This window comes from Shinella sp. HZN7, from assembly GCF_001652565.1.
GTDB classification, from domain to species: domain Bacteria; phylum Pseudomonadota; class Alphaproteobacteria; order Rhizobiales; family Rhizobiaceae; genus Shinella; species Shinella granuli.
The window spans coordinates 37,782-56,675 of the sequence record NZ_CP015744.1 but is presented as its reverse complement, the minus strand read 5'-3'; the positions used below and the strand labels follow the sequence as shown (position 1 = coordinate 56,675).

Annotated in this window: 15 protein-coding genes; 10 read left to right on the top strand and 5 right to left on the bottom strand. The window is 66.5% G+C overall.

The window, feature by feature from the left end; translation table 11 throughout:
* Nucleotides 1–139 precede the first annotated feature (139 nt).
* Entirely contained in the window at nt 140–997 is an 858-nt protein-coding gene (locus shn_RS32515) for an IclR family transcriptional regulator (protein WP_064334579.1), read from the top strand.
* A 23-nt stretch (nt 998–1,020) separates the two neighbouring features.
* Complete coding sequence (locus shn_RS32510) at nt 1,021–2,319, top strand: acetoin dehydrogenase dihydrolipoyllysine-residue acetyltransferase subunit (protein ID WP_064334578.1); 1,299 nt, start codon at nt 1,021–1,023, stop codon at nt 2,317–2,319.
* A gap of 3 nt (nt 2,320–2,322) precedes the next feature.
* On the opposite strand, the gene shn_RS32505 is transcribed toward shn_RS32510, so the two are convergent.
* From shn_RS32505 to shn_RS32495, 3 genes are read right to left on the bottom strand one after another with little or no spacing between them, the layout of a single operon-like run.
* The gene (locus shn_RS32505; protein ID WP_245337549.1) at nt 2,323–2,982 is read right to left on the bottom strand and encodes a class II aldolase/adducin family protein; all 660 of its coding nucleotides are present in this window, start codon (nt 2,980–2,982) and stop codon (nt 2,323–2,325) included.
* The gene (locus tag shn_RS32500) at nt 2,967–4,235 is read right to left on the bottom strand and encodes a four-carbon acid sugar kinase family protein (RefSeq protein WP_064334576.1); all 1,269 of its coding nucleotides are present in this window, start codon (nt 4,233–4,235) and stop codon (nt 2,967–2,969) included. The genes shn_RS32505 and shn_RS32500 overlap by 16 nt, the downstream gene beginning before the upstream one ends.
* Nucleotides 4,236–4,245: 10 nt before the next feature.
* Complete coding sequence (locus shn_RS32495) at nt 4,246–5,385, bottom strand: acyl-CoA dehydrogenase family protein (RefSeq protein WP_064334575.1); 1,140 nt, start codon at nt 5,383–5,385, stop codon at nt 4,246–4,248.
* A gap of 148 nt (nt 5,386–5,533) precedes the next feature.
* Here shn_RS32495 and shn_RS32490 point away from each other — a divergent pair, with 148 nt between their 5' ends.
* From shn_RS32490 to shn_RS32475, 4 genes are all read left to right on the top strand, one after another.
* Nucleotides 5,534–7,708: a thiamine pyrophosphate-dependent enzyme gene (locus shn_RS32490; protein ID WP_064334574.1), complete on the top strand. Its 2,175-nt coding sequence runs from the start codon at nt 5,534–5,536 to the stop codon at nt 7,706–7,708.
* A gap of 45 nt (nt 7,709–7,753) precedes the next feature.
* Nucleotides 7,754–9,352 carry an ABC transporter substrate-binding protein gene (locus shn_RS32485; RefSeq protein ID WP_064334573.1) on the top strand — a complete coding sequence of 533 codons (1,599 nt, stop codon included), beginning with the start codon at nt 7,754–7,756 and terminating at the stop codon, nt 9,350–9,352.
* A gap of 52 nt (nt 9,353–9,404) precedes the next feature.
* The gene (locus shn_RS32480; RefSeq protein ID WP_145926144.1) at nt 9,405–10,649 is read left to right on the top strand and encodes an aminotransferase class III-fold pyridoxal phosphate-dependent enzyme; all 1,245 of its coding nucleotides are present in this window, start codon (nt 9,405–9,407) and stop codon (nt 10,647–10,649) included.
* A gap of 84 nt (nt 10,650–10,733) precedes the next feature.
* Nucleotides 10,734–11,711: an aminotransferase class IV gene (locus shn_RS32475; RefSeq protein WP_064334572.1), complete on the top strand. Its 978-nt coding sequence runs from the start codon at nt 10,734–10,736 to the stop codon at nt 11,709–11,711.
* A 37-nt stretch (nt 11,712–11,748) separates the two neighbouring features.
* Here the strand turns inward: shn_RS32475 and shn_RS32470 are convergent, their stop codons facing one another.
* Nucleotides 11,749–12,831: a sensor histidine kinase gene (locus shn_RS32470; protein ID WP_064334571.1), complete on the bottom strand. Its 1,083-nt coding sequence runs from the start codon at nt 12,829–12,831 to the stop codon at nt 11,749–11,751.
* Between the two features lie 92 nt (nt 12,832–12,923).
* A complete protein-coding gene (locus shn_RS32465; RefSeq protein WP_064334570.1) occupies nt 12,924–14,168 on the bottom strand; it encodes an ROK family transcriptional regulator in 1,245 nt (414 codons plus the stop codon).
* Nucleotides 14,169–14,328: 160 nt separating this feature from the next.
* Between shn_RS32465 and shn_RS32460 the strand changes: the two genes are divergently transcribed.
* The 4 genes from shn_RS32460 (at nt 14,329) to shn_RS32445 (ending at nt 18,888) form a co-directional block, all read left to right on the top strand.
* Nucleotides 14,329–15,894, top strand: coding sequence for an FGGY-family carbohydrate kinase (locus tag shn_RS32460; RefSeq protein WP_064334569.1), 1,566 nt, complete (start codon nt 14,329–14,331; stop codon nt 15,892–15,894).
* 157 nt (nt 15,895–16,051) lie between these two features.
* Nucleotides 16,052–17,041 carry a substrate-binding domain-containing protein gene (locus tag shn_RS32455; protein WP_064334568.1) on the top strand — a complete coding sequence of 330 codons (990 nt, stop codon included), beginning with the start codon at nt 16,052–16,054 and terminating at the stop codon, nt 17,039–17,041.
* 93 nt (nt 17,042–17,134) lie between these two features.
* Nucleotides 17,135–18,121, top strand: coding sequence for an ABC transporter permease (locus shn_RS32450; protein ID WP_064334637.1), 987 nt, complete (start codon nt 17,135–17,137; stop codon nt 18,119–18,121).
* Nucleotides 18,121–18,888, top strand: a complete 768-nt coding sequence (locus shn_RS32445) for an ATP-binding cassette domain-containing protein (protein ID WP_084438725.1) — start codon at nt 18,121–18,123, stop codon at nt 18,886–18,888. The genes shn_RS32450 and shn_RS32445 overlap by 1 nt, the downstream gene beginning before the upstream one ends.
* The last annotated feature ends 6 nt before the right edge of the window (nt 18,889–18,894 follow it).

Here is an 18,894-nt window from a genome sequence, read left to right as displayed (position 1 = left end):
AATGGGAGATCGATGCAGGCATTATTGACAACAGGCGCAGCGGACGTCAACATAAATGAAATTATATTCCATTTACGACGGATCGACAGATCGCGAAAATCCGCTATGGCTCCAGCAGCGCTGAAACGAAAGGCAAGACATGCGTAAACGGACCAAACCGGCAGACGGCAGCGAAGGCGCGGAGGGCGGCAATTCCGCCGCTTCGCTGACGCGCGGCCTGGAAATCCTGCGGGCCTTCACCGCCGACGACGCCACGCTCGGCAACCAGGATCTCATCGAACGGACGGGCCTGCCGAAAGCAACCGTCTCGCGCCTGACCTCGACGCTCGTCGGCCTCGGTTATCTCCATTACGACGACATGCTCGGCCGCTACAGCATCGGGCCGGCGACGGTTTCGCTCGGCTATTCGGCGCTCAGCTCCAGCGCCGTCATCCATATGGCGAGGCCCCTGATGCAGGAACTGGCGGACCAGACGGGCGCTGCCGTCGCTCTCGGCACGCGCGACGCGCTGGAGATGGTCTATCTCGCCAATTGCCGCTCGATGAGCCCGGTTTCGCTGCGCCTCAATGTCGGATCGCGCCTGCCGATCTACCGCACGGCCATGGGCCTTGCCTATCTTGCGGAAATGCAGCCGGACATTCGTCAATCCGTGATCGAGCAACTGGTCGCGGCCGAGCCTGAAAGGGCCGAGGAACTCGATCGTCTCGTTACGCACGCCATCGAGGATTACCGGCGGGACGGCTTCATCAGCGCCTTCGGTAGCTGGCACAGCTATATCAATGCCGTCGGCGTCGCCTTTCGGCCGACGGATGGTTCGCCCCTCGTCGCGCTCACCTGCGGCGGGATCGTCGACATCCTCTCGCGCAACCATTGCCGGGAATCCGTCGGTCCCGGGCTGCTCCGGCTCACGCGCCGCCTGCGCGCGCGGCTTGCCGGGGAGCCCGATCCGTTCCCGACGTCACAACGACCACCCACCTGGAAAACCTCGGCCGAATAGGCTCAAGCCTCAAGGGATCCCCCATGCCCACCCATGTCGTCTATCCGAAGGTCAGCCTCGAAATGTCGAGCGGCCGCATCGCCCGCTGGCTCGTTTCCGAGGGTGAGACCGTCCGGCAGGGGCAGGTCCTTTTCGAGATCGACAACGACAAGGCCGCCGTCGAGGTCGAATCCCCGGCGACCGGTGTCATTCATGCCTTGGTCGACAGCGAGGTCGAGGTGGATGTCGGGGCGGATGTCGCACGCATCTATGGAGCCGGGGAAACCTACGGTGAGACGGAGCCGCAGGAGACTGCGGCCGGGGAGCCTGCGAATGAAGCAACCCGCGCCATTCTCGTGCCAGGCGTGCGCCGAAGCGGGCGCGGCCCCAATCCCACTCCCCTCGCCCGCCGCATCGCTCGCGAGCATGGCATCGCGCTGGACGGCCTCACCGGCACCGGCCCGGGCGGGCGGATCCAGAAGACCGACGTCGTTGCGAGGATCGGTGACGCCGGCCCGGCCCGCCGGCCCGCAGCAGTCGAAAACCCTGCCGTGCTGCCTGCGGCGCGAAAGGAAAGCAGCCCCGCAACGCTGAATGCGGTCTGGCTGCGCAAGGGCGAAGGCCTGCCTGTCGTGCTCCTCCATGGTTTCAGTGCGGACCTCAACAACTGGCGCGGCATGCTCGCTGCCGCGCGCGCGGACTGGCCGGCGCTGGCCATCGACCTTCCCGCGCACGGGCGCTCGCCGCATGCGGTTCCCGAAGACCTCGACCGGATGGCCGGAAGCATCGAGGCGACCGTTGCCGCGCAACACGATGGTCCGCTCGTTCTGGCCGGCCATTCCTTCGGCGGCGCGCTGGCGGCGCGGCTGGCAAGCCGCGGGCAACTGGATATCCGTGGCCTCTGCCTCGTCTCCCCTGCGGGCCTCGGGCCCCAGATCAACGGCGCCTTTGTCGAGGGCGTGTTGCGCGCACGGCAGCGGGAGAGCCTGAAACCCTGGCTCGACCTCCTGGTTCACGATGCCGCCGTCATCTCGCCCGCCTTCCTGCAGGCGGTGGTGCAGCAGCGCGACGACACGGACCTGACGGCGGCGATGCGTGCCTTTGCCGAGCGGTTCTTCCCGGACGATACGCAGGCGATCTCCATCCGTGACGACCTTGCCCGCCTGTCCCAGCCGGTGCGGATCGTCTTCGGCCGGCAGGACCGTATCCTGCCGTTCAGCGCCACGGCCGGCCTGCCCGGCAATGTCGGGCTGCATGCCCTCGACGCGTGCGGGCACATGCCGCATCTCGAATATCCGGCGCTGGTGATGAGGATCCTCGGCGAGGTGTGTCGCAGCGGCTGACGGTCAGCGTTTCGCCTGCTGGCCGTAGGTGCCGTAGCGGGCGCGCACATCGGCAAGTTCCGCTTGCGTCAGGAGAACGGGCTCGCCGATCGAACGGGCGAGCAGGTATTGCCGCGCCAGCGTTTCCAGCTTCTCCGCGCGTGCCAGCGCCGTCCCGACATCGGGCCCGATGGTGACCGCGCCGTGATTGGCCATCAGGCAGGCGGAATGGGTCGTGCCCATGGCGGCGACCACCGTTTCCGCAAGCGCGGCGCTCCCGAAACAGGCATAGTCCGCACAGGGGATCTCGCTGCCGCCGAAGCCGGCGACCATGTAGTGGAACAGCGGGATCGGCCGGCGCAGCGCGGCAAGGGCGACGCAGTGGTCGGGGTGGGTATGGACGACGGCGCCGGCATTCGTCGTGGCGTAGAGCCGGGCGTGAATGGCCCATTCCGAGGACGGCCGCCAGCCGCCGATCCAGGCGCCGTCGAGATCCATCGCGACGATCTGTTCGGGCGCGAGGGCATCGGGGGCGATGCCCGTCGGCGTGATCAGCATGCCCTCGCCGTGCCGCAGGCTGAAATTGCCGACCGTTCCGCTGTTGAGGCCGAGTGCCACCGATCGCCGGCTCGCCTCGACCAGGGCCGTCCTCGCCGCCGTTTCGTCCATTATCGTCCACTCCATTGGTTCATCGCCTCGACGGCGCTCAGCAGGATGTCGTCGGCGCCCAGCTTGCCGGGTTTGAGATATAGCGAAAGGGGCGTCGGCCCGCAGGATATGCAGAAGCCGGTTCCGAGCGGGCCTTCCGGCAGGGCCCGAACGGCCGCGATGCCGAGCGCATCGACGACCGCGCCCGACGTCTCGCCGCCCGCAACGATAAATCGTCGAACCCCGCGATCGCGCAAACCCCTCGCTATGGCGCCGAGGATGAGCTCCGCGCGGCGGGCCGCCTCTACACGGCCGAAGGCTGCCTGCACGGCGGCGACACCTTCCGGTCCTGTCGCCGTCGAAATGGCGAGGGGTGCTGCGCCGAGCCGTCGCGAGGCCCAGTCGAGCGCGGCGGAAACCAGCCCCTCCTCCCCGGCGGGATCGAGCAGATCCAGCGTCAATAGGGGATGATTGGCCGAGAAAGCAGCAAGCTGCGCCAGGACGACCGGCCCGACGCTTCCGGCAATGACGGCCGTGGGGCCGTCGACATGCTGCGGTGAGGGCACCGGATCCGGCTGCATGGCGTGGCCGAGGCGGGTCGCGTAGGCGATGATCAGGGGATCGCTGGCGACGACGACGCGGTTCATCGCCGCCGCGATCTTGGCCGCGGTCTCGACGTCGCCGTCATCGGTGGTGTCCAGGAAGACGTGGCCCACTCCTTCGTCCGCGAAGGCCTCGATGGCAGCAAGGGCCGCGTCGGCGCCGCTGCGAAGGGTGGCATGGTTCAGGAGCGCGATCCGGTGCGGCGTCTGCCGCCCCAGGAAACGGACGAGATCGGGATCGGACATCGGGGTCAGCGGGTCGAAACGCTTGATCGATTCGGAAACGAGGCGGCCGCGATAGAACATGTAGCCCTGGTGGACCGTGGTGCCGAAACGGGGAAAGCCGGCGCTCATCAGCACCGGCCGCATGCCCGCGCGATCGGCGAGATAATCGGCGGCCGGGCCGATATTGCCGTCTTCGGTGGAATCGAACGTGGCGCAGGCCTTGTAGGCGATCCGCCTGCAGCCGGCCCGCAGAAAGGCGTCGGTGAAACGGCCGAGCTCGGCAAGCGCCTGTGCAACGGGCACCGTGCGCGTCCGGGTGCCGGCCATTACCACGGCCGCAGGCGGGATCTTTGCCTCGGGACGGAAGAGCACGGGACAGTGGATGCCGGCGCTCTCCAGATAGCCGGCGACCATGAGGGCGCCGGTAAAGTCATCCGCGACGATTCCAAGAGCTCGCTGCATCGGTCCGGCCTCAGGCGTTCAGCATTTCGCGGGCGATGATGAGCTGCTGGATCTGCGATGTGCCCTCGTAGAGCCGGAACAGCCGGACATCGCGGTAGAAATGCTCGACCGGATAGTCCTGCATGTAGCCGGCGCCGCCATGGATCTGCACCGCGCGGTCGGCGACACGGCCGACCATCTCCGAGCAGAACAGTTTTGCGCTCGCCGCCTGCTGGATGACACGATCGCCCGCATCGAACCGCCGCGCGGCCTCCAGAACCATGGCGCGTCCGGCAAAGGCCTCGGTCGAGCTGTCGGCGAGCATGGCCTGGATGAGCTGGTGCTCCGCGATCGGCTTGCCGAACTGTACCCGCTCGCGCGCGAAGCGCACGGCCTCGTCGCACAGCCGCTCCGCGGCGCCGACGCAGACCGCCGAGATATGCAGTCGGCCGCGGTTGAGCACCTTCATCGCGGTCTTGAAGCCGACGCCCTCCACGCCGCCGATGACGCTGTCGGCCGGGATGCGGCAATTGTCGAAGATGACGTCCGAGGTGCGGGTGCCGCGCTGCCCCATCTTCCTGTCGATCGGGCCAAGGCTGAGGCCGGGGCTGTCCTTCGGCACCAGGAAGGCGGTCACGCCCGCAGGCCCCGGACCGCCGGTGCGCGCCATGACGGTGAAGACGTCGGCCACCGGGGCATTGGTGATGTAGCGTTTCGTGCCGTTGAGGACATAGTGGTCACCGTCTCTCCGCGCCGTGGTCTTCACGGCGCCCGCATCCGAGCCGACGTCGGGCTCGGTCAGGGCGAAGGAGCCGATGACCTCGCCCGTCGCCATGCGTGGCAACCAGTATTGCTTCTGCGCCTCGGTACCATCGACGATGATGCCCTGCGAGCCGATGCCGTTGTTCGTGCCGATGACGGAGCGGAAGGCGGGAGAGGCGTAACCGAGCTCGAAGGCGACGCGCACCTCCTCCTCCATCGTCAGGTCGAGCCCGCCATGCTCCTCCGGGATGGACAGGCCGAAAAGACCGAGCGTGCGCATCTCCGCGATGATTTCGGGCGGGATGGCGTTTTCGTCCTCCACCCGGGCCTCCGCCGGCAGCAGCCGCTCGCGCACGAACCGGCGCACAATCTCAACCAGGGCGTTCAGCACGTCGGCGTCGCGGATCATCGCATGTCTTCCTCTTTGGCGGCGCGTGAAAATTTCTGTTGCATCCAAAGGCTGGCACAGCTTAGTGTGCCATTCAACAGAAATCGGAATTTATTTCCATAAACGAGAACAGAGCCCGACGCGGCTCCCCTGCGACCCGAGGATACGAATGGCACGCCAGATACCGCTCGCCCCTTCCGCGCCCTGGTTCCGGCTGGAGCTGGACGAAGCGGACTGGAGCGGGGAGCAGGCACGAGACCTCGTCCACTGGTACGGCCAGATGCTGCTCATCCGCCGGTTCGAGGAAAAGCTGCTCGATCTGGAGAAGGCGGGCCTCATCCACGGCCCGGCCCATGCCAGCATCGGCCAGGAGGCAGGCGCGGTCGGCGCCATGGCCGCGCTCGGTACAGACGACAAGATCAACGGCACGCACCGCGCCCACCACCAGGTGCTGCTGAAGCTGCTCAATCCCTCGGTTCCCGAAGGCTTCGACATCCGCAAGGATGCCTTCACGCCCGGCATGGACGAGGCGATCTACCGTTTCATGGCCGAGATCATGGGCCTGACCCCCGGCTATTGCGGCGGCCGGGGCGGCTCCATGCACATGCGTTTCGCCGGCGCGGGCGTCGTCGGCACCTCGGCGATCGTCGGCGGCAATCCGCCCCATGCGGCGGGTTATGCGCTCGCCGACAAGATGCTCGGCCGCGACCACATCTCCGTCGCCTTCTTCGGCGACGGCGCGGCCCAGAACGGCGCGAGCTACGAAGCGATGAACATCGCCGCCGCGCAAGGCCTGCCGGTGATCTTCTTCATCGAGAACAACCTCTACGGCGTCTCCACGCACATTTCCGACGTGACGCGCGAGACGCGGCTGTCGTCCCGCGGCGCGATGCTCGGTATCGTCGCGATCGAATGCGACGGCATGGATGTCGTCGCCGTGCATCGGGCCATGGTGGAGGCCCGCCGCATCATCCGCGAGACGGGCGGTCCCGTCGTGATCGAGGCCCTCTGCTACCGCCATTTCCATCAATCCGGATCCCGCAGCGGCAGCGATTTCGGCTATCGCACGAAGGAAGAGGAAGCTGCATGGCGTGAGCGCGACCCCATCGCGCTCGCCGAAGCGCGCCTGACGGCGCTCGGCCTGCTCTCCCCGGAAGAGTTCGCGCAGATCGACGCGCTGGTCACGGACCGGGTCGCGGCCGCGGCCGGAAAGCTGACCGAGCCGGTCCCCGGCGGCAACACGTTGCGTATTCCCGACAGCCTCTGGCCGGATCCGGCGACGCGCGACCATGGCATTCTGGGCGACCTTTCCGAGCTTGCCGACAAGCGTTTCCTCGACCACGACGACATGCGCCCCGACGCCGTCGAGAAGGTGAAGTTCGTCACCGCCGCCTCCGAGGCGCTGGCCGCCGCGATGGCGCGCGATCCGCGCATCATCGTCATGGGCGAGGACGCCCACCAGATGCGCGGCGGCGTCAGCGGCTTCACCAAGGGCGCCCTGGAACGCTGGCCCGAGCGCGTCCTGCCCATGTCGATCGCCGAGAACGGGTTCACGGGCGTCGCCCTCGGAGCGGCGCTCAACGGCTTGCGGCCGGTGGTCGAGATCATGTTCGGCGATTTCTGTTTCACCGCGGCCGACCAGATCGCCAACGGCGTCGGCAAGGTGCGCCACATGTTCGGCGACGGCTTTCCCGTTCCGATCGTCATGCGCGTGCGCATCTCGCCCCATACCGGCTACGGCTCGCAGCATTCCGGCGATCCGTCGGCCCTTTTCGGCCTGTTTCCCGGCTGGCGCATCGTCACGCCGTCGAACGCCTTCGACTATATCGGCCTCATGAATTCGGCGCTTGCCTGCGACGACCCCGTCGTGGTCTTCGAGCATACCGAACTCTACCAGAAGGAATTCGAGGTGCCGGCCGGCGACCGGGACTTCTTCATCCCCTTCGGCTCGGCGCGCATCGTGCGGCCCGGAAGCGCCTGCACGGTCCTGGCGACCTCCGTCATGGTCCAGAACGCGATAAGGGCGGCGGCGGAGGCGGGCATCGATGCCGAGGTCATCGACCTGCGCAACATCGACCACCACGGCATCGACTGGCAGCTCATCGGCCAATCCATCGACAAGACCGGCCGGGTCGTCATTGCCGAGCAGACCGCCCGCAGCCTGTCGATGGGCGGCACCTGGGCCGCCGAGATCCAGGAACGCTTCTTCGACTGTCTCGACCACGAAATCCTGCGCGTGACCGGCGGGCTTGCCGCCCCCACGGTCTCGGCCGCCCTCAATCGCGCAGCGCTTGCGACGGTTGCCGACGTGCGGGACGCCTTGCTTCGAATTGCGGAAAAATAGTGGAACAGGGCATCCGCAGCCCGTCAAACTGGAGGTATCCAACCGATGAAACGACTTCTTCCATCGAAATCCAGACTGGCCTTTCTTTCGCTCGCCCTCTCCGCCACGATGCTGGGCGGGGCCATCCAGCCGGCATCGGCCGAAGAGCGCGCGCTGGTGATCGCCCGTGACATGGACGTCAATTCGCTCGATCCGGCCCGCGCCTGGTGCGACACCTGCCAGATCTACAACACCTCCGTCTACGAGCAGCTCGTGACGCTCGACAAGGACAACAAGGTCCAGCCGCTGATCGCCTCGAGCTGGGAGATCAATCCGGAGCAGACCGAGCTGACCTTCAAGCTCGACCCGGCGGCAAAGTTCTCCGACGGTTCGCCGGTCGAGGCGAAGGATGTGAAATGGTCGTTCGAGCGGTTGAAGAACATCAAGGGTAACGGCGCCTTCATCGCCGACCCCATCAGTTCGATCGACATTCCCGACGCGCAGACGGTCGTCATCAAGCTCTCCGCGCCGAATTCGGAATTCCTCAACCAGGCGTCCGCGGGCTTCCTCGGCATCATCAACAGCGATGTCGCCGCCGCCAACGGCGCGCTGTCGGATGCGACGGCCGTCGACAAGGACACGTCGGAAAACTGGTTCCTGAGCAATTCTGCCGGCAGCGGGCCTTTCGTCCTCGAATCCTACGAGCCGAACGCGGAGCTGCGCCTGAAGCGCAACGAAAACTACTGGCGCAAGGCCCCTGTCATCCCGCAGGTCGTCTTCCGCCAGGTGAAGGATGCCGTGGCGCAGGCGCAGATGCTGCAGTCCGGCGCGGCCGACATCGCCATGCAGATCGATGCGGAAACCGCCAAGACGCTCGAAGGCAGCAATGTGGTGGTGGACAAGGTGCCGTCCTACAATTTCGTCTATATCGCGCTGTCGCCGGGCGCCAAGGCCAACACCGTCAAATTGACGCCAGAGGTGCGTGAAGCCATCTCGATCGCCATCGACCGGACATCTCTGATCGACTTCACCGTCGGCGGCGCCGGCCGCGCGATCGCAACGCCGATCCCGCTCGGCTTCCCGGGTGGCGACAACCACGAGATCCCCGCCTACGACCCGGACCGTGCCAAGGAGCTGCTGGCGGCGGCCGGCGTCGGCGACGGCTTCACGCTGAAGTCGATCTATCCGGACATGAACGTCTACGGCGTCGATTTCTCGCTGATGATGCAGAAGATCCAGCAGGACCTGGCCAAGGTGGGCATCACGGTCGAGCTCTCGCCGGTTCCCTTCGCCAACTGGCGCGAAGCGGCCAATGGCGACCACATTCCGCTGACCGCCGTCTTCTTCGCGCCCGACTTCTTCGGCACCTCGCAATATGTCGACGTCTTCGGCCTGTCGGAAGGCTCTGTCTGGGCCAAGCGCGCGGGGGGCGAAACCGATCCCTCGATCATCAGCACGGAAACCGGCAAGCTGCGCGAACAGGCGCTCGCCGCGCCGGTGGAGGAAGCCGAGAAGCTCTGGTTCGAGGCCGGCGAGCTGATGGCCAAGGCCCGGATCATCATCCCGATGGTCAGCCCCGACCTCATCCTGGCGCACAGCCCGGACGTCAAGGGCGTTCGCTACAGTGCCTGCTGCAACCTGCCGCTGGCCGAAATCACGAACTGACCAAGCCATCGGGAGAGGCGGTGCGCCTCTCCCGCCAAGGAGAACACGCAAGATGACAGCGAAACTGCTGAACAGCCGCGACACGGAACTCGTCGAGCGCGCCCGGCGCGTCGTGCCGAACGGCATGTGGGGCCACATGGCGACCCGGGCGATCGCGCCGGGCTATCCGCAATTTTTCTCGCGCTCGGACGGTTGCCGCGTCTGGGATGCGGACGGCAACGAATATATCGACTTCATGTGTGCCTGGGGGCCGAACGTGCTCGGCTATCGCCACCCCGAGGTGGACGCCGCCGCCCTCGCCCGGATCGATGCGGGCGACGTCGGAAACGGGCCGACGGAAAGCATGGTGGAGCTTGCCGAACTGCTCGTCGATACGCTCGATCATGCCGACTGGACGCTCATCCAGAAGAACGGCACGGATGCGACGACGGCCTGCGTCACCATCGCGCGCGCGGCCACCGGACGCCGCAAGATCCTCGTCGCCCGTGGCGCCTATCACGGCGCCGTTCCATGGTGCTCGCCGTCGCTGCTCGGTGTGACGGCGGAGGATCGTGCCCATATCATCGTCTTCGACTACAACGATGCCGCCAGCCTCGATGCCGCGGTCGATGCCGCCGGCGACGATCTCGCGGGCGTCCTGCTGACCGCCTTCCAGCACGATGTCGGCAAGGACCAGCACCTGCCGCAGGCCGCCTTCCTCGCCCATGCGCGCAAGATCTGCGACCGCAAGGGCGCCGCCCTCATTCTCGACGACGTGCGCGCGGGCTTCCGCCTCGACGTCCGGGGAAGCTGGGCGCGCTACGGCGTCAAGCCCGACCTTGCGGCCTATTCGAAGGCCATCGCCAATGGCTGGCCGCTTGCTGCCGTGGCGGGCTCGGAACGCTTCCGGGAGGGCGCCGGCAAGGTCTTCGTCACCGGCTCCTTCTGGTACGGCTCGGCCGCCATGGCGGCCGCGGTCAAGACCGTCCGGATCCTCCGCGACAGCGACGCCCTTGCGCATACGGAAACCATGGGCGAGCGTTTCCGGGACGGCCTTTCGGCGATCTCCGCCCGGCACGGCTTCAGGCTGCGGCAGACGGGGCCGGCGCAGATGCCGATGGTGCTCTTCGACGGCGACGAGGAGCTGAAGATCGCCAATGCCTTCTGTCTGGCGGCCCTTCGGCGCGGCATCTACCTGCATCCCAAGCACAACATGTTCCTGTGCGCCGCCCATACGCCCGAGGATATCGACCGGGCGCTCGAGGCCGCGGACGGTGCTTTCGGCGACATCGTCTCGGCGGGCATCCTCGCCGCCTGACGATCGCCGTTCTACACCCTGCGCGCCGTCTTGCAGGCGGCGCGCAACGGCGTGTCATGACATCCCTTTTTGGAGGCAGGCATCATGTCCTATACGGACCACATCTTCACGGAGTATCGCCGGCGCGTGAAAGAGCTCGAAGCCAGCGACAATCCGTTCGCCAGGGGCATCGCCTATATTGCGGGGGAATATGTGCCGCTGCACGAGGCGCGCATCCCGATCCTCGACCAGGGTTTCCTGCATTCGGACTTGACCTATGACGTGCCGGCCGTCTGGAACGGGCGGTTCTTCCGGCTGGAGGACCATCTCGACCGCTTCGAGAAGAGCTGCGCCCAGTTGCGCCTCAAGAGCCCGCTGCCGCGGCAGGAAATCCGCGACCGGCTCGTCGAGATGACGGTCAAGAGCGGCATCCGCGATGCCTATGTCATGATGATCGTGACGCGCGGCCTGCGCTTCGTGCGCCAGTATGCGCCCGAGGAGTGCGACAATGTCTGCTATCTCATGGTCATGCCCTATCTCTGGGTCATGGACGAGGCGACGCAGAAGACCGGCGGCAGCGCCGTCATCACCCGCACGGTGCGCCGCGTGCCGCCGGGCGCCATCGATCCGACCGTCAAGAACCTGCAATGGGGCGATTTCACCCGCGGCCTGATGGAGGCGCGCGATCGCGGCGCGATGTATCCGATCCTGACCGATGGCGACGCCAACCTCACGGAAGGCTCCGGCTTCAACGTCATCCTGATCAAGGACGGCAAGCTCTATACACCGAGAAAGGGCGTGCTGGAGGGCGTGACGCGCAAGTCGGTGCTCGCCGTCGCCGAAAAGCTCGGTTATCCCTACACGATCGACGATGTGCCGGTGGAACTCGCCTACCAGTGCGACGAGATCCTCTTCGTGACGACTGCCGGCGGCGTCATGCCGATCACCACGCTCGACGGGCAGCCAGTCGGCGACGGCAAGGTCGGCCCCATCAGCAAGGCCCTCTGGAAGGGCTACTGGGACGCCCATGCCGACCCGGAGCTGAGCTTCGCGGTCGAAGACTATCGCGCCGGCGGCCGCTGATCCTGCCGTGCCGGGATCCCGGAAGGGCCTGCAGGGCTCACACCGTCCTGAACGGCATGGTGAGCGATGCCCGGAACCGCCCGGGCGCGACATGGCCCGCGGTCAGGGCGGCGCCGGCGGGGAAATGGGTTTTGACGCGATGGGCGACATTGGCAAGGCCGATGCCGAGGCCCTGGCCGGCTTTGCCTGATGCGGCCGTTGCGACGTCGTTTTCCACAGACACGCAGAGCGTTGGCCCGGTCCTGACCGCGCTGACATGAATTTCGGCCCTGCCGGTCGAGGGGCCGACGCCGTGTTTTACGGCGTTTTCGATCAGGGGCTGCAAGATCAGGCTTGGCACCAGCGCGTCTTGGAGTTCGGCAGGAATGTCGATGCGAACGATCATCCTGTCTGAAAACCGCTCCTTCTCGATGTCCAGATATTCCTTCTGCAGGGCCATCTCGTCGGCAAGCCGCAGTTCGCGCAAGGGATCGAGCTGCAATGTCGCGCGCAGGAAGGCCGAGAGCGACATGATCATCCGCTCGGCCCGCTGCGATGCGCCTTCCTCGACGAGGCCGGTAATCGAGTTCAGGGTGTTGAAGAGAAAATGCGGGTTTATCTGGTAGTGCAGGGCGCGCATCTGTGCGGCGAGGGCTTCTTCCCGCGAGGCCATCAGCTTCAGGTCCCGGTCGCGCACGTCGATGTGGTTGAGCAGCGCGACGAAGAGAAACGACCAGCCGAAGAAGATCGACATGCGGTAGCAGACCGCATAGCCGTATTCCGTGAGATCGAGCGGTATGACGGCCGGCAGCATGATCAGGCTGTAGAGGTAGTAATCGAGCAGCGACATGCCCAGGGAACTGCAGAGGGAAAGGAGCAGGCAGGCGAGAAGCTGCACGCTGTAGGGTTGCTGCCTGATACGGCTGAGCAGGCAGGCGAAGAGGATTGCCAGGAGAACGAAAACCACCTCGAGGACAAGCTTGCCCATGAATGGCTTGATCGGATTGTCCCCGATGGAGAACCATGTGGGGCTGCTGATCACGAATTCGGCCGCCGCGTAGATGAGGGCCAGGCGCAAGGTCGTCTCGGGCAGCCGGGCGCCATCCAGAATGCCGATGGAGGGGACGGTGATCTCTTTCATGCGCTACCCTGTCGTTCAGCCCGTGGGCCTGTCCGGCTCAGGTTTAATCGGCCGGAAGGGTTCGGGCGAGCGATTTCGGGTGCCGGCCCTTTTCAGGGCGCTTGCCGTCGTGCAGTCGCCGGCGCCTGCCTGTGCCGGGCGGTGTCGTAGCGCTCCAGCAGCCGGTCGGCCCTTGCGGGCGCGAAAAGATCGTCCAGCAGCAGATATGCTGCGCCGAAAAGCGCGCCGTCCTCGCGCACGGTGGAGAGCACGATGGAAAGATCGCGCGTGGCGAGCGGCAGACAGCGCTGGTAGACGAGTTCGCGGATGCCCGAGAGCATGAGGTCGCCGCCGCGCGCAAGGGTGCCGCCAATGACGATAAGGCTCGGATTGATGATGCTGACGACGTCGGAGATGACTTCGCCGATCGTGCGGCCGGCGGCGCGCAGCAACATCAGCGCCTCGGGCTTGCGCTGTTCGACGAGGTCGATCACGTCGCGCGCGGTCTCGGCGCGAAAGCCGCGGGCGGAGAGGTCGCGGGCAATCGCCCAGCCGGCGGCGCGCGCTTCCACGCAGCCGAACTTGCCGCAGCGGCAGAGCGGGGCGTCGTCGGAAAGGAACTGGATATGGCCGATATCGCCCGCCGCGCCCTGCGCCCCGCGAAACAGTCGCCCGCCGGCGATCATGCCGCTGCCCATGCCCGTGCCGACCTTCACGAAAAGCATGTCGTCGACCGCCGGGAAGCGACGCTTGTGCTCGCAGATCGTCATCAGGTTCACGTCGTTCTCGACATAGACGGGCACGTCGAAACGCGCCTTGAGGCGGCCGATGATGTCGAACTCGTCCCAGCCTGGCAGGACCGAAGGACCGACGACGCAGCCGCGCTTGAAATCGACGGGTGTCGGCAGGCTGAGGCTGATGCCGAGGAAGAAGCCATGGGTCCTTTCGGCTTCCGCCGCCAGGGCGTCGAAGGCGTCGCCGATCTGTGTCAGCGTGGCTTCGGGGCCGCTTGCAACGGAAAAGGGCAGCGTCGTCTGGGCAAGGATCGCCGGTGTCAGGTCCATGGCGGCGAGGTGGATGTGCGTCTCGCCGATATTGGCGACGAGGAGAAAGCCGCTCGCCGCGTTGATCGCCAGCACCCGGGTCGGCCGGCCGCCGCTCGGCAGGGTCTTTTCCGTCTCGCGCACCAGGCCGCTGGCGAGCAGCGCGTTGAGCCGCTGTGTCACCGTCACGCGCGAGAGGCCCGAGGCGGCGAGCAGTTCGGCCCGCGAGGCGGCCTCGCCGCCCGCGATCAGCGACAGGATGCCGCCCGCGCCGTCAAGCGTTGTTTTCTCGTGCCCCTCGTCCGCGCGCGCCATGCAAAACTCCCGTTTCCGCACCGGTTTAGCGACAAAGGCGGATGAGATAAAGCGTGGAGTTTTGTGGCGACAAATACTTATGTATGATAATATACATAAGATTGCTATTTATGTATGGATTTGTGTATATGGCGCATGACCCCCTGCGGAGAGGCGCCCAGTGACCACCTATCTCATCGGACTGGACTACGGATCGGAATCGGCGCGGGGCGTGCTGGTCGAGGTCGAGAGCGGGCGGCAGGTGGCGCATCATGTCCATCCCTACCGGTACGGGATCATGACCCGGTCGCTTCCGCACGGAACGCCGCTGCCGCCGGATTTCGCGCTGCAGAACGCCGAGGACTATACGGAGGCGGCCTTCGAGATTCTTTCGCGGCTGGGGCGCGGGCGGACCGTCGAGGGGATCGGCCTCGGCTTCACCGCAAGTTCGCCCCTGCCCGCCCGGGTCGATGGCGTGCCGCTCTCGCGTCTTTATCCCGAAGCGCCGCATGCCTATGTCAAGCTGTGGAAGCACAACGCCCAGGCCTATGCCGACACGATCAATGCGCGACCCGGCCCGTTCCTCGCCAATTTCGGTGGGCGGGTTTCCGGGGAATGGCTGCTGGCGAAGGCCGCGCAGATCGCCGCGGAGGCGCCAGCGCTCTGGGCGGAGACGGACCGCTTCATCGAGGGTGGCGACTGGCTCGCCTGGCAGTTGACGGGGCGGGAGGCGCGTGGCCTCGGCTTTGCCGCCTACAAGGCGCAGTTTTCCGCGGCGACCGGTTATCCGCAGGGCGTCGTGGCGGATCTCGACCGGCGGCTGGCGACGCCGCTCCCCGTCGGCTCGCCCGCCGGGGCGCTGTCGCCGCAATGGCGCGACCTGACGGGGATCGAGGGAGAGGCGATCGTCGCCGTCGCGGTCATCGATTCCCATGTCATGCTGCCGGCGATCGGCGGCGTGACACCGGGCGCCTTCGTCGGCGCGCTCGGCACGTCGGCAGCCTATCTCTATCTCAGCGACGTCTATCGGCCGCTGCCGCCGGGTATCGAGGGCGTCGCCTTCGACGGCTCCATGCGCCAGCTCTGGTGTTATGAGGCCGGCCAGCCGAGTTTCGGCGACACGCTCGCCTGGTTCGTGCGCGCCTTTCCGCGCGGGGCGGATAGGGACGGGAGTTTTCGCGCCTATAACGCCGAGGCGGCGGAACGTGCGCCCGCGGCGGGGCGGCTCGTCGCGCTCGACTGGCTCGGCGGCAACCGCGTGCCCTATGCGGACGGCGCGCTTTCCGGGCTCCTCGCAGGCCTGACGCGGGAAACGACGGCAGCGGAAATCTACCTTGCCTTGATGGAAAGCCTCTGTTTCGGCGCGCGGGCGATCCATGATCTCTTTCCTGCCGGCGGGCTGCCGGCCGAGCGCGTGCTGATGGCGAGCGGCCTTGCCCGCGCCAATCCGCTGCTGATCCAGATCATGGCCGATGTGCTCGACCATCCCGTGGAGGTGCCTGAAATCGCCAACGCCACCGCGGTGGGCGCGGCGATCCACGGTGCGGTGGCGGCCGGAACCGTCGCCACCTACGCCGAAGGCGCGGAGCGGTTCGGTGCGAGGAGCGTCGGGCAGGTCACGCCGCGTGCCGCACACGCACGGCGCTACCAGGTGGCCTATGACATCTATCGCGACCTTGCGGGTAGGGAACATGTGCGCGCCGCCCTTCGCGCGCTGCGCGGGCTGGAAACCGGTCCCGTCGTGTGACGACAATATTTTTGGATAAAAATATACAAAAGACATGTAATCGCCATTTGACTTTATCCAAAAGAGATGACCTAATCCCCTTGGCCTTTGAGGAGAGGCCGTGCCCGCCAAAAGAGCCGGAGGGGCTCCGCGGCGCCGTTGGATCTGGGAGGATTTCATGTCGCTTCATCGCATTCGCGCATCCGCATATTCCGCCGTCGGGCTCGCGCTCGGTCTTGCGCTTGGCGCAGGCTCTGCCAGCGCCCAGGAGGTCATCGTCGGCCTAGTCACGAAAACCGAGGTCAACCCGTTCTTCGTCAAGATGCGCCAGGCCGCCGAGGCCCGCGCCGCGGAGAAGGGCGTCAAGCTGATCGCCCGTGCCGGCAAGTTCGACGGCGACAACGAAGGCCAGGTCGCCGCCATCGAGGACCTGATCAGCGCCGGTGCCAAGGGCATCCTCGTCACGCCGAACAATTCGTCGGGCATGCTCGACGTCATCAAGAAGGCTCGCGAGGCCGGCGTTCTCGTCATCGCGCTCGATACGGCGACGGACCCGGCAGACGCCGTCGACGCCACCTTTGCCACGGACAATTTCGAGGCCGGCGTGCAGCAGGGCGCCTATGCCCGCAAGGCGATGGGCGACAAGCAGGCGGTCGTCGCCATGCTGGACGGCACGCCCGGCGGCACGGTCGACACCTTCCGCCACGATGGTTACCTCAAGGGCTTCGGCATCGCCGAGGGCGATCCGTCGATCGCGGGCGCGGCCATCACCAACGGCGCGCAGGACAAGGGCCAGGTCGGCATGGAGAACCTGCTCTCCAAGAACGGCGATATCAACGCTGTCTACACGATCAACGAACCGGCCGCGGCCGGCGCCTATGCGGCGCTGAAATCCTTCGGCAAGGAAGCCGATGTGATGCTCACCTCGATCGACGGCGGCTGCGCCGGCGTGCGCGACGTGAAGGACGGCAAGATCGCCGCGACCGTCATGCAGTTCCCCTACAAGATGGCCTCCATGGGTGTCGACGCTGTCGTGGAATATGCAGCCTCCGGCACGAAGCCGAGCGGCTTCGTCAACACCGGCTCCTTCCTGATCACCGACAAGCCCGTCGAGGGCCTGGAATCGAAGGACACCGCCTGGGGTCTCGAAAACTGCTGGGGTGACTGATCCTCTTTCTCCCGGCGGGATCGTGCGCGGCCTTGCGTCGCCGCGGTCCCGACCGGGTGATCGGCCGCGCAAAACCTGATGCACGGGATGCCCATGAACACAGCCACCGTTTCCGACGCCGAGACGCCGCGGAGCCTCACGGCCCGCATCCTGGGAACGCCCTCGGTGGGCCCGCTCCTGGTCCTTCTCGGCTTCTGCGTGATCTTCGCGCTGACCAATCCCCGTTTTCTCGCGACCCACAACCTGTCGATCATTTTGCAGCAGACGGTCATCATCGGCGTTCTGGCGATCGGCCAGACGCTGGTGATCCTGACGGCCGGCATCGACCTTGCCGTCGGGGCGATCTGCGTGCTCGGCACCATCGTCGCCGGCAAGCTGGTCAATCTCGGTTACGACCCCGTGCTCTCCATGGGCTTTGCCATCCTGCTCTGCACGGCTGCGGGCCTTGCGGCAGGCGGCCTCGTTTCCGGCCTCAGGCTCCCGCCCTTCATCGTCACGCTCGGCATTCTCGGCATCCTGACCGCCGCGCTGCGGCTGATCTCCGAAGGGGGCGCCTTTCCGGTGCGCGACCCCTTCCTCGCCTGGACGGGCAACACGATGAAGCTCGGCGGCTTCGTGCTGACCTATGGCGTGCTGATCATGTTCACGCTCTATGCCATTGTCTGGTATCTCCTGAACCAGACGAAATGGGGCCGCCACGTCTACGCCATCGGCAACAATGCCGAGGCCGCCCGCCTCGTCGGCATCCCGGTGCGCCGCCACCTGCTCTCGGTCTACGTGCTCGCCGGCCTCATCTACGGCATCGCGGCCTGGCTCGCGCTCGGGCGCATCCCGAATGCGGACCCGAATGCCATGCAGAGCGCCAATCTCGATTCCATCACCGCCGTGGTGATCGGCGGCACCAGCCTGTTCGGCGGGCGCGGCGGCCTCATCGGCACGCTGATCGGCGCGCTCATCGTCGGCGTTTTGCGCAACGGCCTGACGCTCGCCGGCATCGATCCGCTCTGGCAGGACCTCGTGACCGGCATCCTCGTCATCATCGCCGTGGCGCTTGACCAGATGTCCCGGAGGAAGAGCTGATGGCCGACCATTCCCCGCATGTGGTTCTCGAAGCGCGCAATGTGGTGAAGACCTACGGCCATGTCACCGCGCTCGACGGCGTCGATTTCGAGCTGCGCGCCGGCGAGATCCTCGCCGTCGTCGGCGACAACGGCGCCGGCAAGTCGACACTCATCAAGACGTTGACTGGGGCCGTGCATCCGACCAGCGGCGACATCCTGCTCGATGGCGCGCCGGTGCATTTCAAGGGCCCGCTCGACGCGCGCCACGCCGGCATCGAGACGGTCTACCAGGACCTCGCCGTCGCGCCCGCGCTCGACATTGCCGCCAACCTCTTCCTCGGCCGCGAATTGCGCGCACCGGGCCTGCTCGGCAGCCTCTTCCGCCGCCTTGACAAGAAGCGCATGCGCGAGGAGGCGCGCCGGGCCATGGGCGAACTGAAGTTCCGCCTGCCGGCGATCGACAATCCGGTGGAGTCGTTGTCGGGCGGCCAGCGGCAGGGCGTCGCGGTGGCGCGCGCTGCGCTCTTCGCCCGCAAGCTCGTCATCATGGACGAGCCGACGGCGGCGCTGGGCGTCCGTGAGACCGGCCAGGTGCTGGAGCTGATCCGCTCGATCCGCGACCGCGGCCTGCCGGTCGTCCTGATCAGCCACAACATGCCGAACGTCTTCGACATCGCCGACCGCATCCATATCATGCGCCTCGGCCGGCGCGCGGCCGTGGTCACCCCCAAGACCCATTCCATGAACGACGTCGTCGCCATCATGACCGGCGCGGCGACCGCCTGACCCTGT

Coding starts and splice junctions, on each gene's coding strand:
- shn_RS32515 (WP_064334579.1), top strand. CDS start 140: ATGCGTAAACGGACCAAACCGGCAGACGGCAGCGAAGGCGCGGAGGGC.
- shn_RS32510 (WP_064334578.1), top strand. CDS start 1,021: ATGCCCACCCATGTCGTCTATCCGAAGGTCAGCCTCGAAATGTCGAGC.
- shn_RS32505 (WP_245337549.1), bottom strand. CDS start 2,982: ATGGAGTGGACGATAATGGACGAAACGGCGGCGAGGACGGCCCTGGTC.
- shn_RS32500 (WP_064334576.1), bottom strand. CDS start 4,235: ATGCAGCGAGCTCTTGGAATCGTCGCGGATGACTTTACCGGCGCCCTC.
- shn_RS32495 (WP_064334575.1), bottom strand. CDS start 5,385: ATGATCCGCGACGCCGACGTGCTGAACGCCCTGGTTGAGATTGTGCGC.
- shn_RS32490 (WP_064334574.1), top strand. CDS start 5,534: ATGGCACGCCAGATACCGCTCGCCCCTTCCGCGCCCTGGTTCCGGCTG.
- shn_RS32485 (WP_064334573.1), top strand. CDS start 7,754: ATGAAACGACTTCTTCCATCGAAATCCAGACTGGCCTTTCTTTCGCTC.
- shn_RS32480 (WP_145926144.1), top strand. CDS start 9,405: ATGACAGCGAAACTGCTGAACAGCCGCGACACGGAACTCGTCGAGCGC.
- shn_RS32475 (WP_064334572.1), top strand. CDS start 10,734: ATGTCCTATACGGACCACATCTTCACGGAGTATCGCCGGCGCGTGAAA.
- shn_RS32470 (WP_064334571.1), bottom strand. CDS start 12,831: ATGAAAGAGATCACCGTCCCCTCCATCGGCATTCTGGATGGCGCCCGG.
- shn_RS32465 (WP_064334570.1), bottom strand. CDS start 14,168: ATGGCGCGCGCGGACGAGGGGCACGAGAAAACAACGCTTGACGGCGCG.
- shn_RS32455 (WP_064334568.1), top strand. CDS start 16,052: ATGTCGCTTCATCGCATTCGCGCATCCGCATATTCCGCCGTCGGGCTC.
- shn_RS32450 (WP_064334637.1), top strand. CDS start 17,135: ATGAACACAGCCACCGTTTCCGACGCCGAGACGCCGCGGAGCCTCACG.
- shn_RS32445 (WP_084438725.1), top strand. CDS start 18,121: ATGGCCGACCATTCCCCGCATGTGGTTCTCGAAGCGCGCAATGTGGTG.